Source organism: Kluyvera cryocrescens NBRC 102467, from assembly GCF_001571285.1.
GTDB lineage: Bacteria > Pseudomonadota > Gammaproteobacteria > Enterobacterales > Enterobacteriaceae > Kluyvera > Kluyvera cryocrescens.
Map to the genome: position 1 here is coordinate 107,174 of NZ_BCTM01000004.1, position 15,609 is coordinate 122,782.

The window sequence follows — 15,609 nt, forward strand, 5'->3', positions numbered from 1 at the left end:
AAATAAATACTATTAGTCATACTATATGAAGCGACAGGGGCTACCGTGAGTAGCCCCTGGCAATTACAGTACGCCGAAGAATTTAGGCAGGAACAATGAGATAGCGGGGATATAGGTCACCAGCATCAGCACCAGGAGCAGAACGGCGTAGAAGGGCAGCATTGCTTTCACCACCTGCTCAATCTTCTGCTTACTGACGGCGCTGGCGACAAACAGCACCGAGCCGACCGGCGGGGTGATTAAGCCAATTCCCAGGTTAACCAGCATGATCATGCCGAAGTGTACCGGGTCGATACCCAAGGCGTTGGTCACCGGCAGCAGTACCGGGGTAAGGATCAAAATCAGCGGTGCCATATCCATCAGCGTCCCGATAAGCAACAGCATGATGTTAATGCACATCAGGATGACGTACTTATTATCGGAGATGCTGGTGAAGGCCTCGGTGATGCGCATCGGTAGCTGCATGTAGGTCATGATGGCACCGAATGCAGCGGCAAAGCCGATAAGGATCATCACGATAGTGACGGTTTTTACCGTGCGGTACATCAGTTTTGGCAGTTCGGACCATTTGTAATCACGGTAGATAAACATGGTCACAAAGAACGACCACAGGCAGGCAATCGCCGCAGATTCGGTGGCGGTGAAAATGCCGGAGAGGATGCCGCCCATGATGATCACTACGGTCATCAATCCCCACAGGGTATCGACGAAAATCTTTAGCGCCTGGCGAAACGGCACGCGCTCGCCTTTCGGGTAGCCGCGCTTATGGGCAAAGCCCACGCACATCACCATCAGGGTAAAGCTCAGCAGCAGGCCCGGCAGAATGCCGGCGATAAACAGGGCGGCAATGGAAACCGTCCCGCCGGTGGCTAGCGAATAGATGACCGAGTTATGGCTGGGCGGCGTCAGGATCGCCTGCACCGAACCGCTGGCGGTGACCGCCGCGGCGAAATCGCGCGGGTAGCCTTTTTTGTCCATCTCCGGGATCATGACGGAACCAATGGAGGCGGTATCCGCCACCGACGAGCCGGAAATCGCGCCGAAGAAAGTTGAGGCCACAATGTTGACCAGCGACAGCCCACCGCGAATAAAGCCAACAAAGATATAGGCGAAGTTAACCAGTCGGCGGGCAATGCCGCCCTCCGCCATAATCGCCCCGGCCAGAATGAAGAACGGAATGGCCAGTAGTGAGAATTTATTGACCCCATTGGTCAACTGAATCATCACGGCTTCCAGCGGGATATCGATATACCACGCGCCAACGATGGCGCTAATGCCCACCGCGAAGGCTACGGGCACCCCAATGGCTAACATGATAGCTAGCGTAAAGACGAGAATAAATGCATCCATCTGCTTTCCTTTTCTCAACAAGTGGGGATTAACTGCTAGAACCCTGGATGACGATAGGGCGTTGATACTGCGGGCCGCGCCAGAGTTTTTCGATGATGAAAAGCAGGGTGATGGCGGATCCAATCGGCAGCGGCAGATAGTTTTCACCGGCGGTAAGCAGCGGGAATTCCGCTACCGGCTGTTCCCACAGCTCGTAGCACAGCAGGCTGCCATACCAGAGAATAAACAGACTGATGGCCATCATGGTGATATCCGCCAGAATCAGGCAGACGCGACGCGCGCCTTCACTCAGGCGATCGGTGACCATACTGACCGCGATATGCGAACCGGCGCGATAGCTGACGGCTGCGCCGATAAAGGTAAAGGTCACCATGCATAAAATCGCCACCGGCTCAGGCCAGGAGAGCGCGCTGTTCATGACGTAGCGAGCGAAAATACCGACAGGAATGACAGCCACCATAAGCAATAGCGCCAGCCCGGCAACCCACATGGAAAGACGATAGATAAAATCCATGATTGATGAATAGCGTTCATCCATAAGCGTAACCTCGAATTAATACACCGATTCGGGCGAGTGAAGGAGAGCACTCGCCCGAAGTATTACTTCACGTCCTGAATTTTCTGGATCAGTTCCTGGTGGTCTTTACCGTATTTATCACGCACTGGCTGGGTGGCAGTATAAAAATATGCGGTATCGATATTATGGAACTGGACACCGTTGGCTTTCATGGTGTCGAGCGATTTTTCATTATAGGCTTGCCATAGCTCGCGCTGCTCGGTTTGAGCTTCTTTGGCGAGTCGCAATATAAGCTGCTGGTCTTCTTTTTTTAGCTTGTCCCATTTTGATTTAGAAAATAAGAACAGTTCAGGAATAATAAAATGCTTACTCCAGGTGTAGTTTTTAGCCACCGGTAAATAGTTGTGGGCGACAAAGGTTGGCGGATTATTTTCAGTGCCATCAATCACGCCGGTTTGCATGCCGCTGAAGACTTCACTGGTGCCCATCGCCACGGCATTTGCCCCCATCGCCTTCAGGGTATCCAGCGCCACTGGGCTGGTTTGTACGCGAATCTTCATCCCCTTAAGGTCATCTGCTTTGACCACCGGCTCTTTGGTGATCAGGTTACGGGTCCCGGCATCCATCCAGCCAAGAAAGACCAGCCGTGATTTGCTGTTTGCGGTGAGACGGTCGCCAATCTCTTTGCCAATCATCCCGTCCAGCACCTGGTGCATGTGGTTTTCATCGCGGAAGATATAGGGCAGCGTAAAGACGTTAATTTCCGGTAAAATGGCGGCAACCGGGGCCATAGAGACGCGAATAATATCAATAGCGCCGAGCTGTGCCTGCTCAATCATCTGTTTTTCATCACCCAGCACGCCGCCGGGGAAGGTTTTGATATCCAGACGGCCCTCGGTGGCCGCACTGAGTTTTTCCCCCATATGCTTGACGGCGACCACGTTGGGGTAGTCCGCTGGATGAACGTCTGCCGCGCGTAGGGTTTGGGCGAGAGCAGAACTGGCGGTGAATAAGAGCGTTGAACTAATGCACAAATTTAACAGGGTTTTCGTCAGCTTCATTTTCCTTCTCCAGACACTTATTAATATCCATTAATAGGGGAAAAACAGAGTGATGACCGTCTGGGTTAAGTAGACGGTGAATAATGACTTTAACGATGTTACGGGGCTAGATTAATACCTGTAACAATTTATTGCGGCGACGCCGTTCACAAAAAGTCATTATATGGAGAAAAAATCGATACGATGTTTCAAAATTGCAGGTGGGTTCGTGTTATTGATAGAAAATGGGCGTTTAAAGAAAGGCTTGTGTGATTGTAGTCACCTATTTATGTTTCATTAAAAATAAAACATAAAAGGGTTAATCTATTATTTATAAGAGTGGCGTGTTTTAAAACAGAATAATAGCCCTCTTATTTCTGCTGTTAATGGGGCGTCTGCGGCGGATAGCTGCCGCCTTGTGGCAGGGCGCGCCGCCGCCTGATGATTGCGGCTTACGCGCCCGCGTTGAGCGGTAGGATTATGGGGTTAGGCCGTCTCAGCAAGGCCGCTCAGGATCTGGTTTTTACCGCTTCGCTTGGCCTGATAAAGTCGTTTATCCGCCAGACCCAGCGCCTCTTCCATGCTTAGACTGCCTTTGGCACTGACGCCGCCGCTAAACGTAACATGCAGTTTCGCTTCACGGAACCGGCGCTGGGCGCAGGTTTCACGCCATCTATCGAGAAAGGCCTGCGCTTCTTCCAGATTTATCCCCTGGAACAGTACGGCAATCTCTTCGCCGCCGTAGCGATAGAGGGTGATATTTTCCATACCGCGCAGACGCAGGCCAATATCTGACACGGTCTTTAGCACCATATCGCCGGTGGCATGGCCGTAGGTGTCATTAATCGACTTGAAGTTATCGATGTCGATAAGAGCCACGCACAGATCGCTGGACTGCTGATGGAATTCAATGTCGTTATCAAAGGCGCGGCGATTTTTGAGTTCGGTGAGTCCGTCGGTGAGGGCCTCATTTTTGCTCACTTCCTGCTGGACGGAGGTGTTATGGATCTCCTCGTAGAGCAGTTCTTCTGCCGCTTTTTGCTCGACTGAACCGCTGCGGATGCCGTTGGCGATGCGAATGTATAGGGCGTTTAAGGAAATGCGTACCATCCACCAGCAGATAAACAACGCCAGCAGGGCGAATATCAGACAGTAGAGCACGGGGGCACAGCGGTCATACACCAGCGCGGTCAAATCAGCGTTGCGTACTTCATGTACCAACAACCAGTCGGTATCGCCAATCGCGCTGAAGAAATACCATCGGTCGCTATCGGGCAAATAGAAATACGGTGTTGGTTTGCTGAGCCTTAACGCCACTTCAGACAGCACCAGCGGGCTGATTTTCCCTCTTTCACTGGCCACCTGCTGACCATGTCCGTCCATAATCCATTTTTGACCAGGAAGAGGCGGGCGAGCCGAGCTTAGGATCATGGAGGTCGATTCTTCATTCAGGCGTATTGCTAACACGCCAATTTTTTCTCCATCCACGCTGTTTGCCAGCGATTTTGAGATAGTCAGCGTGCTGCTGCCGTTATCAAATATGTCGCGACTGCTGGTGTAGTGCGCGCTGTCAAAGTCATCGCGGGTGGCTTCGGTGAACCAAATTTTATTGCGCGGATCGGTGTCGCTTTTTGTGCTGTTGTTGAGCATGGCGTTAGGCAGACGAATAAAGTTGCCCTGTCGGTCAGCGTAAATCAACGAACGGGCATCGGGCATGATATTAAAGCGTTCGAATAGCCAGTGACGTAACTCATCACCCTGTTCGATTTTATCCATGCCGCTGCTGGTGACCTGTCTAATCGTTTCATCCAACATGCTCTCGTACCCGGAGAGGTATTTCGCGGTATAGGCCGCCAGATTTTGCACGTAGCGAAGGTTCTGCCGCTGGTAGCCGTTTTTAACATCGTGCCACTGAATCGCCAGCATTGAGGTACAGGCAAGCGTTAAGACAATCGCCGTGATCAGAAAACAGATATTTAACGGGCGGCGGAAGTTAAGGTTCCGAATCACAGCTTTCTCCAGAAGCAAAAATCAACAAATCCATTCGAGCAAGAACAGTTTTTCGTGTACGGGCAGCATTGAGTAACAGAGGAAATAATAATTCCTGATTTTTCCATTCTCATTATTCTGGCGTGAACCAGACTGCGGTTTATTGAAGGGAGCGCATGTTACAACCTGGAAATATCATTGTCAAAGACGATTGAAGTGATTCATATCGATCGTTCAAACCGATCGTAAATGATATTAATGATAAACCAGGTAAGAACGATCGATAGTCAATGATTGATTGGTTAAAACGATCTTTATTGAATGAGGTGATGACGCTTAAATCCTTTTAAAACAGTTCTTTAATAGTTGGATTGTGCTGCTTTATTCATCTTTCTATCAGTTGTCGAAAATCGGTTATAAATAAAAAATTTTCATCACTGATGGTATTTTCGAATTGTATTTAAAGTCGCCTTGTGACGGCGGAAGGTATTTGTCAAAACGGAAGTGAATATTCCGCAGGATGGGGAATAACACCTTCCAGTAATAAGCTCGTGAAATATCGATATGCGATTGAATAAAATATATTTATAGAAGGTTGCGAATTTGCGGAAGAATACAATCAAGAAAAGCGAATTATGACGGCAATAGTGAAAGGAACAGAATATTGTCTGGAAGTGGACCCTCCGCCGTAGCGGAAGGTCCGTAGAGACTTACATGCCGGAGAAGACGTTCATGATAATCCCGCCGCTGATAATCAGTAGCATAGCGAAGATAGCGGGCAGGTCAGGCTTTTGCTTATAGAGGATCATCGAGCAAATGGTCACCCCGACGATACCAAAGCCACACCACAGCGAGTAGGCGACGCCCACCGGAATGGTACTCATGGCACGGGTCAGCGCGAAGTAGCACAGCGCGTAGGCGCAGACCACCAGTACCGATGGCGCCAGTTTGCTAAAACCGTTGGTCTTTTTGATCATCGACGTACCGGTGATTTCGGAACCGATAGACAGTGCCAGCCATAAAAATCCGAGATTAAACATAGGTCATTCCTTTTCTATTAGTTGGCAACGTTTTTATCGAGGGTAGAAACCGGCGTCGGCGGCGTCTCTTCCGCCTCTTCATGACCCATCTTCGAGAACAGGTTCATGATCACAATGCCGCTGGCGATAATCGCCATTCCGATGATGGCCGCCGTATCCGGGTGCTGGCCGTAGAACGCCATCCCGAGGGTGGATACCACCAGAATACCGGTACCGGACCACGTGGCGTAGGCCAGCCCAACCGGAATATCTTTCACCGCGCGCGACAACGAGTAATAGCACACGCAGTACAGCACGACGATCAGCGCCAGCAGCAGGGTTTTGGTTGTCCCCTCGCTGGTATCAAACATCTTAAGCGTTGAGGTAGCTGAGGTTTCCGACACGATAACCAGCAGCATCCATAGCCAGCATTTTGTTTTCGAAGACATAATCTAAACTCCAGGGTTTATTATCGAGGTAAGGTATTTTTTCTCTGTGCTTTTATAAAATCAGCGGCGGCATCGGTCATTACGGCATTGGGCGTCCCGGCCAACGCAGGATTATTGACGATATCTGTGACAGTCAGATAACGACGCGCCGTGGCGCTTGCGGCCGGTGTACTTTCTCCGGTAGCCAGTTTTGCCAGTAATTCGTTCATCGTACACAGGTTCACACCGCACGCCGCCAGCCGGTTGAGGGTTGCCTCAATGTGCGCAGCATAGGCGCTGTCGGCGGCCGAGCCACGCAGCTGATTGAGCTCGCTGTGAGGGTTACAGTGATAGCTCAAGGCCAGCACGGGAATCCCCGTCAGCAGCGCCTCATGCAGCCGACGCGCGGCCGGAGACGCTAACCGTCCGCTGACCACATCTGCCGCCAGCGGGTAGTCGAGAAACGGCACCAATAGCGCTTTGTACGCCACGCCGGGCCGCGCCTGTTGCCAGGCGGCGGCGGGCAGGAACTGACCGATTTCCTGCCAGCGCTGTGCGTCATCCATCTCGCCGTCCAGCGCCAGATGCAGCCGTTCGCCGCAGCCCGCTAGCCGCTGACGAATTTCCTCGCGATAGCCGCAGGCCGCAGTCACCAGCACCAGCACCGGCGGCTGAATGCGCTGGAGAACTTGGGCGACCAGACGATCTATCTGTTGCTCGGTCATGACGGCCTCCTTAGCGAACCAGCGCTACCTGTACGCCGTTCTTCAATCCGGCGGCATTGGCTTCTTCGGTATCGATGTGGAATTCCAGCGCGAAATCATCGCGTACCCGGACCACCACCTCATCAAAGGTTAACTGACGTTCGCCATTGCTGCGCACGCTGACCTTCTGCCCGTTGCTGACGTTTAAGCGTCTGGCATCCGCTGGTGACATATGAATGTGCCGCCAGGCGCAGATAACCTGCGAGTGCAGTTCGACGTGACCTTTCGGGCCAACCAGCAGCGCGCTTCCCGCACCGTCCAACTGGCCGGATTCGCGCACCGGGGCTTTTATGCCCAGCGCGAAACAGTCGGCGCGCGACACTTCCAGTTGGCTAACGGGACGCGTTGGGCCGAGCACGCGCACGTTGGTCAGCGAACCTTTCGGGCCGACGATGGTGACGCACTCTTCGGCGGCGAATTGGCCCGGTTGGCGCAGCGGCTTAAAGGGCGTCAGCGCATAGCCTTTGCCAAACAGCGCCTCAACGTCCTGCTGCGAAAGATGGACGTGGCGGTTAGAGATCCCAACCGGGATCCCCTGCGCGGTTTCGCTCAGTCGGGCGCTGATTTTCTCCTGTAGCAGGGCGTCAATCATGCCTTTTTCCCTTTCTTATCGTTAGCGGTTGGAGCTGAAGCGGGAACGGGGGCTTTCTCCTCTGGGATGGCAACCGGAGCGGCAGGTGCTTCCTCCTCCGCTTTTGCCGCCACTGCGGCATTGGCCCGCGGCGGGTGACCTTTCAGATTGCTAAGCGCCTCGACGACGCAATTCTCCGGCCGGGCAATGACCAGCGAATGCACCTGCGTATCGCTGGCGGAAGCCACCGCAACGCCGCGTTCAATGGCGGTGTGAATCGCGCTGATCTCGCCTTCAAAACAGACGCTCACCAACCCTGAACCGACCTTACGATAGCCGATGCAGGTAACGCCTGCGGCTTTACAGGCCGCGTCGACGGCCTGAATGGCGGCAACTAATCCTCGCGTTTCAATAACGCCTAAACTTTTCATTATCGGCTCCTTTAATGACGCACTAAGCGAATATCAAAATCAAACTGGGCGAAAAATGTCTCCAGTTTGTCCAGCTCTTCGACGCTGTAGGTCGGATCCTTTAAGATCGGGTAGGGCATCTCGAGGCGTTCATACTTTTTGCGCCCGAGCTGGTGGTACGGCAGCATATCGATGCGGCGAACGTTGCCGCGTTTCGCTAGCTTCTGAACATAGTCAATCGCCCCGGTGATGGCTTCCCACGAATCGTTATAGCCGCGTACCAGCGGCATACGCACAATCACGTTAGCGCCTGAGTCCACCAGCCACTCGAGGTTGCGGCGAACGCCTTCGTTACCAATGCCGAACAGCGTTTTATGGTGGTCGCTGTCGATCTGCTTGATATCAAATAAGAAAGTATCGGTAACCGGCGCCAGCTTCTGATAGTTCGCCAGCGGGGTGGTTCCTTGGGTTTCGACGGCGGTGTTGAGCATCATCTTTTTGCATTCGCTGAACAGGGCGACGGCAAAATCGGTTTGTAGGCTCATCTCGCCGCCGCCGATGGTCACGCCGCCGCCGGAGGAGATGTAGAAATCGTAATCCTGCATGATGATGTCCATCAGCTCGCTGACGGTGACGTCTTTGCCCATAATATCCAGCGCGTTTTGGGTACAAATCTCTTCACACTTGCGGCAGCCGATGCAGTCTTTGTTGCGGTTGACGAAGTGCTTCATCTCGCCGTTTTCTTCCACGCGGTAGTGAATTCCCGCCGGACAGACGTTGACGCAATCACCGCAGTTGATGCATTTGTCCTGCGAGAACATCACCTGAAACTGGCTGCTCAGCCCTTCCGGGTTAGCGCACCACGGGCAGCGAATATTGCAGCCCTTGAAAAACACCAGCGTGCGAATGCCATCACCGTCATAGATTGAATACTTCTGAATATTAAAAATTCGACCGGTTAATTCTTGAGTCTTGCCCATCACGCTTGTCTCCTGAAAACGTCGGACATCCCTGTCCCATCGCGTTGCGTCTATCAGAACTTCTCAATCACCGTACGGCTGATGATCTCGTCCTGAACTTCTTTGCACAGTTCCACGAAGTAGGCGCTGTAGCCCGCCACGCGGACGATCAGATCGCGGTATTTTTCCGGCTCCTGCTGCGCTTTTTTCAGCACTTCGTTATCGACGTAGCTGAACTGCATCTGGCCGTTGCCGAGAATCGACGCGGTGCGCAGCAGCGTAATCAGGCCATAGCGACCTTCTGGGGTATCGAGCAAGCCCTGCAGGAACTTGAAGTTGTGCACCATGCCGATGTTCATGGTTTCGACGTTCATCTTGCTGACCGACTTGATGATTGCCGTTGGACCTTGTTTATCCGCGCCCTGAGTTGGGCTGATCCCGTCGGAGAGTGGCATCCACGCCAGACGGCCGTTTGGCGTGGCGTTGGTCAGCTCGCCGATCGGCGTGTTGTTGGAAATAGACAGGGTGCCGTGGCTCAGGGTGGAGTAGAGCATTTTGTATTTGCGGCACTCGCGCTCGGTCCACTCGGTGATATCCAGCGCATATTGGTCTACGTAGTTATCATCGTTGCCGTACTTCGGCGCGTTCAGGCAGTCGCGGCGCAGGCCTTCATAACCTTCAAAGTTGGCCAGCATCGCGTCGCGCATCTGCTCGAGGGTATATTTTTTATCCTCGTACACCAGTTTGCGAATGGCGGCGAGTGAGTCGACGTAGGTTGCAAGGCCGGAGAAGATCAGCCCCGGTCCGTGGTTGACCATCGCACCGCCGGCTGCGACATCTTTGCCTTTCTCCATGCAGCCTTCCACCAGCAGCGACATCAGCGGTTTTGGCGCCACATCGCGGTGAACGCGCTGGCTGATGACCGTACCGATCGCCGACAGGCGCACAATATGGGCAATTTGCTGTTTCACCGCCGCATCGAACTGCTCGAAGGTGTGCAGGTCGCGCAGGTCGCCGGTATCCAGCCCCTGATAGCTATCGAACAGCACCATCCGGCCGCGGTTTAGCACGAACTCGATGGCGATTGGCCACTGGGTGTAGCCGGTGGAGGTCCACTGATAGATACGGCCAGATTTCTGTGGCTCAACGCAGCCCATCAGGCAGTAGTCGCGCGCATCTTCGAAATCAAAACCTTTGCGCAGCATCATCTTGATATGCGAGTCATCGAAGTGACAGGCCGGGAAGCCCATACCCGCTTTTACCACGTCGACGATTTTTTCCATGTACTTCTGCGGCGACTGGTTGTGGATACGGCAGGCCAGCGACGGCTGGTAGACCTTCACAAAGCGCACGGCATCCATAATCAGATAGGTCAAATCGTTACAGGCATCGCCGCCGGAACGCTTTTGTCCACCTACGGTCAGGTTGATAAACGGCTGGTAGCCAGCGAAATATTTCGCCCCCAGCTCGCTGGACATCCACATCAGTTCGGCGCATTTGATGATAAAGGCCTGCATCATCTCCAGCGCGCTGTCGTGGGTCAGGCGGCCTTCGCGGATATCGGCTTCGAACATTGGGTAGCAGTACTGGTCAACGCGACCCAGCGACAGGCCGGTCTGGTTCTCTTCAATTTCAAACAGCGATTCCACGGTCCAGATGCTTTGCAGCGCTTCCTGCAAGGTCTTCGGCGGATTGGCCGGGACGTTTTGGTTCACTTCCGCGATGGTCAGCAGTTCGGCGCGACGCTGGGCGTTTTGCTCAACGGCCGCCAGTTCACGGGCATGTGCCGCGATGCGGTGGGCGTAGTTAATCACCCCTTCACAGGTTTCAATCGCCGCTTTGTAGTAGTAAATGCGGTCGATATCTTCCGGATTTTCCATGCTCAGATTAGCAAGGTGCGCTTCGGCATCGGCTTTGATCCCGTTCATCCCTTTGGTGAACAGCAGCACGTCGTAGCCTGGGCAGGTATCGCCGCCGCCGTTGATCTGGTGGTAGGAGAGGTCGCTGACGAAGGTTTCGCCGCTGAATGCCCACACGCCCGCTTCGCGGTACTGGGCTTCGCAAATCTCATCCAGCGAACGGCCTTCCCAGAACGGCACGATCTCTTCGCGGATGGTTTTCTTGTCTTCTTCGCTGATTTCAAACGGATCCTGCGGACGCGTGCTCATGGTGTCGAGTTCGTCGCGTACCCAGCGCCAGGCGATATCCGGCGAGAAGGCACCGGCGCGCGGTTTACCGCACGGATGGCCGACGATCAGCTCATCGTCCTGAATCAGAATCGGCGCGGTTTCGCAGGCGTGACGGAACGCTTTGGCGCGCAGCAGAATGGTTGGCATGCCCGGGTTGGCCTTGACCACTTCGGTAAACGCCAGCGCGCGGTAAATTGACACGCTTGGGCGCACGGTCAGATAGTGGTTACGCAGGCGCTGCATGCGCGGGGTTAAGCCTTCCGCCGTGGTGGTAGCGCTGGTGGCAGCAAACGGTGCGCTGGAAACGGCCTGTACGCCTTTGAACAGACGCACCGGCAGATGCAGGGCGCTCAGGTTTTGCTGGGCGCTGAGGAACATCGCTGACAGGGCATTAATATTGGCTTTTTCAAGGCTTGCACCGTGCAGCAAGGCATCGAACATCGGATAGCCGTCGATGGCGCTGGCGGCGCGTACTTCGCTCAGTTCGGCCAGCTTGAACCACAGGCATTCGACGATTTCATACGCCTGGGCCTCGTTTAAGGTGCCGTTGGCGACGTCATGCTGGTAGTACGGCAGCAGCGCTTTGTCGGCGCCTTCCGGGTTGACGGCGTAGCTGCCGTTATCGAGCTGAAGCGCTAGCTGGAACAGATAAAACGCCTGGCAGGCCTCTTTAAAGCTGCGCGCCGGGTGTGCCGGAACGTGGTGCAAAATAGCCGCGCTTTCTAACAGTTCGGCTTTGCGGAACGCGTTGGTTTCGGCGGCGGCAAGCGTCTCGGCGCTGGTGGCCAGATTCTGCGCCAGCGCCATCAGCGCGTCGCAGGCGTAAATGGCCGCGCGACAGCCGTTAACTTCATCCATGCCGCTGCGGCTAACCGCGCTGCCCAGGGAACGGGTTTTCTCTTCCAACTGGTGTTTAATCGCCAGCACGCCTTTTTCCACCACCAGCTTGTAGTCCGGTGAATCGATAGCGCTGTTGAGATTGAGGAACTGGAAGGCGCAAGGGCGCTGGCCCGCGCTTTCGTCGTGGAAAATCGCGCCGTGCGGTTTGCGGGTCTGGTTGCCGACAATCAGTTCATCGGCGCTGATGGTCAGGGGGAGCTGACGCATCAGTTCGTAGAAGCGGCGCGCCGGTTTGACGGCGGCCGGAATGCCGGCAATATCGCCATCCAGTGAATGCAGAACCGTTGCGTGCTCGGTGCACAGCGTGCTGGCGTGTGCCTGTAAACGATCAGCCAGCACTTTGACGCGCGGCGTTAAGCTGTAGTGTGCCATAGGTAAGGTTTCTCCAGTTCTTGTTATCCGTGGCGGTGAACGGCGCTGCCGCTCCATGCCTGGCGATAAAGTTCGGTTAATGCCTGCGCGTCCGGCGCGCGCGGGTTGGTCGGGGTGCAGCCGTCGCGCAGCGCCTGAGCCACCATCTCGGCTAATCGGCGGTCAAACTCGATGGCGTCAACGCCGGTGTCGGCAATTCCCGCAGGCATGTTCATTTCATCTTTCAGCGCCGTAATGGCGACGAGCAGGCCGGCTACGCCTTCGCGAGTGGTATGCGCCGGCAAATCCAACAGATGAGCCAGACGGGCATATTTATGGGCGGCGGCGGTATCGCACTGTCCGCTGAAATCAGCGTTCCATGTCACCACATCGGCCATTAGCAGGGCGTTGGCGCGGCCGTGTGGCACGCGGAATACGCCGCCGAGGGCGTGGGCCAGACTGTGGGTGATACCCAGTGAGGCGTTGGTGAATGCCATGCCCGCCATGCAGGAGGCGTTGTGCATTTTTTCGCGCGCCTGCAGATCCTGGCCGTTGCGCCAGCAGGCCGGCAGATAGCGGAACACCTGCTGCACCACTTTCTCCGCCAGCGCATCGGAAAAGTCGCTGGCGGCGCGGGAAACGTAGGCTTCCAGCGCGTGGCACAGCACGTCCATTCCGGTGTCGGCGGTGATAGCCGGTGGCACCGAGGCCACAAGCGTTGGATCCAAAATGGCGATATCCGGCAGCAGCGACGGGTCAACCAGCACCAGTTTCTCGGCGTGGGCTTTCACCACGGAGAAGCTGGTGACTTCGGATCCGGTGCCGCTGGTGGTCGGAATAGCCACGAAGCACGGGCGTTCGCGGCGGGTGTCCGGACGAGTTTGCGCCAGGGCGAAAATAACCGCTTTGGCTGCATCAATCACCGAACCACCGCCCAGCGCGATAACCAGATCCGGATAGTGGCTATCCATCAGCTTCATCCCGCGCACCACGGTGGTAATATCCGGGTCAGCGACCACATCGTCCCAAATCTGGAACGGGACATTGCGCTGGCGCAGGATGGTTATCACGCGCTCGGCGAGGCCAAATTTAACCATCGCCTGATCGGTCACCAGCAGTACGCTATGGGCGGGCACTTCGGCCAGCGCCGCCAGCGCGTCCTGGCCAAAGCGGATCCGGGGTTTCAGCAAAAATTCACTCATTGGGTTATTGACTCCTTAAGCGTCTCGAAACACGTTCTCGACAATGGCAACCACCGACATGGCCCGATAGCGGTCTTTGTTCAGCGCCAGGTACTCTTCGGCGAGCACGATGTCGTGCATACCGGCGCCCACGCTATCGATGGCGACCCAGGTCTGGTTTTGCATCGGCTGCTGTTGGTCATCTAATTTGCAGATCAGCAGCAGATTGCTGCCACGGAGCTCATCGCACTTCTGCGTGGCCACCACATGTCCGACTACCTTTGCGAGAATCATTGTTTATATCGCCTTATATCAATGTGTTACTTACCAAGGCGTTCCAGCACCTGGCGGATGACGCGCTCCACGTTCTGTTCGCTGATCTCGCCTTCAACGTTTGCCACGGTGGCTGCCGCAAAGCGGTCATCGGCGTGGCTTGCGTGGCTCACCGGAGCGGGGGAGGCGAAACGGGCGTCGTCAAGAATGCTGCGGCGCGGATCGGCAACAGGGGCGGACGCGACGATGGTTGGCTGTGGCTCCACGCGTGTGCCCGGTGCGCGCAGCTCATCGATGGAGCGCACGCCATAGCCCACTTTGCGGATGTTCAGCAGATTCATCGGACCGACGTTATCGGAGCTGGAACCGCCGCCAACCGCACCACAGCCGAGCGTTAGCGCCGGGGTGATATTGGTGGTCGCGCCGATGCCACCGAGGGCCGCGGGCGTATTGATCAGAATGCGGTTCACCGGTTTTTCAAGGCAGAACTGGCGGATCACGTCCTGATTGCGGGTATGAATGACCAGCGTATGGCCAAGGCCTTCGTTGGTCAGCAGCTCAACCACGCGGTGGCAGGCGGCTTTCCAGTCCTCTTCGACATACAGGCCAAGTACCGGGCACAGCTTTTCGCGAGAGTAGGGATTTTTCGGTGAAACGCTGGTCTGCTCGGCAATCAGCACACGGGTGCTGGCCGGGACGCAAAAGCCCGCCATCTGGCTTAAGTACAGGGCGGTTTTACCCACCACTTTCGGATTGATCGTGCCGTTTGGACGCAGCAGCAGGGCCGCCATTTTCGCCGCTTCGGCTTCGCTCATAAAGTGCGCGCCCTGGGCTTCCAGCTCGCGATGGACTTCGTCGTAAATGCAGCGTTCGACGATGATCGACTGCTCTGAAGCGCAGATCACTCCATTATCGAAGGTTTTGCTGGTGATGATATCTTTCACCGCGTGGTGGATATCGGCGCTGCGTTCGATAAACGCCGGGCCATTACCCGGGCCGCCGCTGATGGTTGGCGTGCCAGAGGCGTACGCTGCGCGCACCATGCCTTCGCCGCCGGTGGCCAGAATCAGCGATACGTCTTTGCTGTGCATCAGTTCAGAGGTGGCTTCGAGCGTCAGTTCGGTGACGCCATCGACGATACCCGCCGGAGCACCGGCCGCTTCCGCCGCGCGTTTGACGATCTCAATCGCTTTCCAACTGCACTGACGTGCGCCCGGATGCGGTGAGAAGATAATGGCGTTGCCGGCTTTGAGAGCAATCAGCGTTTTGTAGATCACCGTTGAGGTGGGGTTGGTTGATGGCACCAGCGCGCAAATCACGCCCAGCGGTACGCCCACGTCCATCACTTTATTCTGTTGATCGTCATGAATGATGCCGACGGTCTTCATATCTTTGATGGCGTCGTAAACGCGCAGCGAGGCAAAGCGGTTCTTCAGGACTTTATCCTGCCAGTTGCCAAAGCCGGTCTCTTCCGCGGCCATTTTCGCCAGCGACTCGGCGTGATGCGCCGCTTCCTGGGCCACGTTCTTCACGATGGCGTCGATTTGCTGTTGCGAAAAGGTGGCCATTATCGCCTGTGCCTTTTTGGCGTTACGCACCAGTTCTCTCGCGTTCTGGCGGGAGAGCAAATCGGTATCCAGTTCAATCATGAGTCTATCCTTCATCAGA

14 protein-coding genes are annotated in these 15,609 nt (G+C 55.3%); all 14 read right to left on the reverse strand.

All coding sequences use genetic code 11. The features are described 5' to 3' along the window. Window positions 1–63 precede the first annotated feature (63 nt). The 14 genes from KCR01S_RS03870 to KCR01S_RS03935 all read right to left on the reverse strand — a co-directional run bounded on the left by KCR01S_RS03870 (window position 64) and on the right by KCR01S_RS03935 (window position 15,590). Window positions 64–1,350 (reverse strand): TRAP transporter large permease, encoded by a 1,287-nt coding sequence (locus KCR01S_RS03870; RefSeq protein WP_061279898.1) that lies wholly within the window; start codon window positions 1,348–1,350, stop codon window positions 64–66. A 28-nt stretch (window positions 1,351–1,378) separates the two neighbouring features. Beyond that, window positions 1,379–1,888, reverse strand: a complete 510-nt coding sequence (locus tag KCR01S_RS03875; protein ID WP_061279900.1) for a TRAP transporter small permease — start codon at window positions 1,886–1,888, stop codon at window positions 1,379–1,381. 62 nt (window positions 1,889–1,950) lie between these two features. Then, on the reverse strand, window positions 1,951–2,928 hold the full coding sequence (locus KCR01S_RS03880) for a TRAP transporter substrate-binding protein (protein ID WP_061279904.1): 978 nt from the start codon (window positions 2,926–2,928) through the stop codon (window positions 1,951–1,953). Between the two features lie 465 nt (window positions 2,929–3,393). Next, window positions 3,394–4,917 (reverse strand): sensor domain-containing diguanylate cyclase, encoded by a 1,524-nt coding sequence (locus tag KCR01S_RS03885; RefSeq protein ID WP_061279906.1) that lies wholly within the window; start codon window positions 4,915–4,917, stop codon window positions 3,394–3,396. A 689-nt stretch (window positions 4,918–5,606) separates the two neighbouring features. Beyond that, complete coding sequence (locus tag KCR01S_RS03890; protein ID WP_061279908.1) at window positions 5,607–5,936, reverse strand: DMT family transporter; 330 nt, start codon at window positions 5,934–5,936, stop codon at window positions 5,607–5,609. 17 nt (window positions 5,937–5,953) lie between these two features. Beyond that, window positions 5,954–6,364: a DMT family transporter gene (locus KCR01S_RS03895; protein WP_061279910.1), complete on the reverse strand. Its 411-nt coding sequence runs from the start codon at window positions 6,362–6,364 to the stop codon at window positions 5,954–5,956. 20 nt (window positions 6,365–6,384) lie between these two features. After that, window positions 6,385–7,068 (reverse strand): hypothetical protein, encoded by a 684-nt coding sequence (locus tag KCR01S_RS03900; RefSeq protein ID WP_061279913.1) that lies wholly within the window; start codon window positions 7,066–7,068, stop codon window positions 6,385–6,387. Window positions 7,069–7,078: 10 nt separating this feature from the next. After that, entirely contained in the window at window positions 7,079–7,699 is a 621-nt protein-coding gene (locus KCR01S_RS03905; protein WP_061279915.1) for a phosphate propanoyltransferase, read from the reverse strand. Continuing rightward, window positions 7,696–8,109, reverse strand: a complete 414-nt coding sequence (locus tag KCR01S_RS03910; protein WP_061279918.1) for a BMC domain-containing protein — start codon at window positions 8,107–8,109, stop codon at window positions 7,696–7,698. The genes KCR01S_RS03905 and KCR01S_RS03910 overlap by 4 nt, the downstream gene beginning before the upstream one ends. An 11-nt stretch (window positions 8,110–8,120) precedes the next feature. Beyond that, window positions 8,121–9,068: a choline TMA-lyase-activating enzyme gene (gene cutD, locus KCR01S_RS03915; RefSeq protein WP_061279922.1), complete on the reverse strand. Its 948-nt coding sequence runs from the start codon at window positions 9,066–9,068 to the stop codon at window positions 8,121–8,123. Window positions 9,069–9,121: 53 nt separating this feature from the next. Further along, window positions 9,122–12,508, reverse strand: coding sequence for a choline trimethylamine-lyase (gene cutC / locus KCR01S_RS03920; RefSeq protein WP_061279925.1), 3,387 nt, complete (start codon window positions 12,506–12,508; stop codon window positions 9,122–9,124). A gap of 23 nt (window positions 12,509–12,531) precedes the next feature. Then, entirely contained in the window at window positions 12,532–13,689 is a 1,158-nt protein-coding gene (locus KCR01S_RS03925) for a 1-propanol dehydrogenase PduQ (RefSeq protein ID WP_061279927.1), read from the reverse strand. A gap of 15 nt (window positions 13,690–13,704) precedes the next feature. After that, the gene (locus KCR01S_RS03930; protein WP_061279929.1) at window positions 13,705–13,962 is read right to left on the reverse strand and encodes a EutN/CcmL family microcompartment protein; all 258 of its coding nucleotides are present in this window, start codon (window positions 13,960–13,962) and stop codon (window positions 13,705–13,707) included. Between the two features lie 26 nt (window positions 13,963–13,988). Next, complete coding sequence (locus KCR01S_RS03935) at window positions 13,989–15,590, reverse strand: acetaldehyde dehydrogenase (acetylating) (protein ID WP_061279931.1); 1,602 nt, start codon at window positions 15,588–15,590, stop codon at window positions 13,989–13,991. Between the last annotated feature and the right edge of the window lie 19 nt (window positions 15,591–15,609).

Excerpts from the sequence above, each read along its gene's own strand:
- KCR01S_RS03880 (WP_061279904.1), bottom strand. The coding sequence starts at position 2,928 with ATGAAGCTGACGAAAACCCTGTTAAATTTGTGCATTAGTTCAACGCTC.
- KCR01S_RS03905 (WP_061279915.1), bottom strand. The coding sequence starts at position 7,699 with ATGATTGACGCCCTGCTACAGGAGAAAATCAGCGCCCGACTGAGCGAA.
- cutC (WP_061279925.1), bottom strand. The coding sequence starts at position 12,508 with ATGGCACACTACAGCTTAACGCCGCGCGTCAAAGTGCTGGCTGATCGT.
- KCR01S_RS03900 (WP_061279913.1), bottom strand. The coding sequence starts at position 7,068 with ATGACCGAGCAACAGATAGATCGTCTGGTCGCCCAAGTTCTCCAGCGC.
- KCR01S_RS03875 (WP_061279900.1), bottom strand. The coding sequence starts at position 1,888 with ATGGATGAACGCTATTCATCAATCATGGATTTTATCTATCGTCTTTCC.
- KCR01S_RS03895 (WP_061279910.1), bottom strand. The coding sequence starts at position 6,364 with ATGTCTTCGAAAACAAAATGCTGGCTATGGATGCTGCTGGTTATCGTG.
- KCR01S_RS03925 (WP_061279927.1), bottom strand. The coding sequence starts at position 13,689 with ATGAGTGAATTTTTGCTGAAACCCCGGATCCGCTTTGGCCAGGACGCG.
- KCR01S_RS03935 (WP_061279931.1), bottom strand. The coding sequence starts at position 15,590 with ATGATTGAACTGGATACCGATTTGCTCTCCCGCCAGAACGCGAGAGAA.
- KCR01S_RS03890 (WP_061279908.1), bottom strand. The coding sequence starts at position 5,936 with ATGTTTAATCTCGGATTTTTATGGCTGGCACTGTCTATCGGTTCCGAA.
- cutD (WP_061279922.1), bottom strand. The coding sequence starts at position 9,068 with ATGGGCAAGACTCAAGAATTAACCGGTCGAATTTTTAATATTCAGAAG.
- KCR01S_RS03930 (WP_061279929.1), bottom strand. The coding sequence starts at position 13,962 with ATGATTCTCGCAAAGGTAGTCGGACATGTGGTGGCCACGCAGAAGTGC.
- KCR01S_RS03870 (WP_061279898.1), bottom strand. The coding sequence starts at position 1,350 with ATGGATGCATTTATTCTCGTCTTTACGCTAGCTATCATGTTAGCCATT.
- KCR01S_RS03910 (WP_061279918.1), bottom strand. The coding sequence starts at position 8,109 with ATGAAAAGTTTAGGCGTTATTGAAACGCGAGGATTAGTTGCCGCCATT.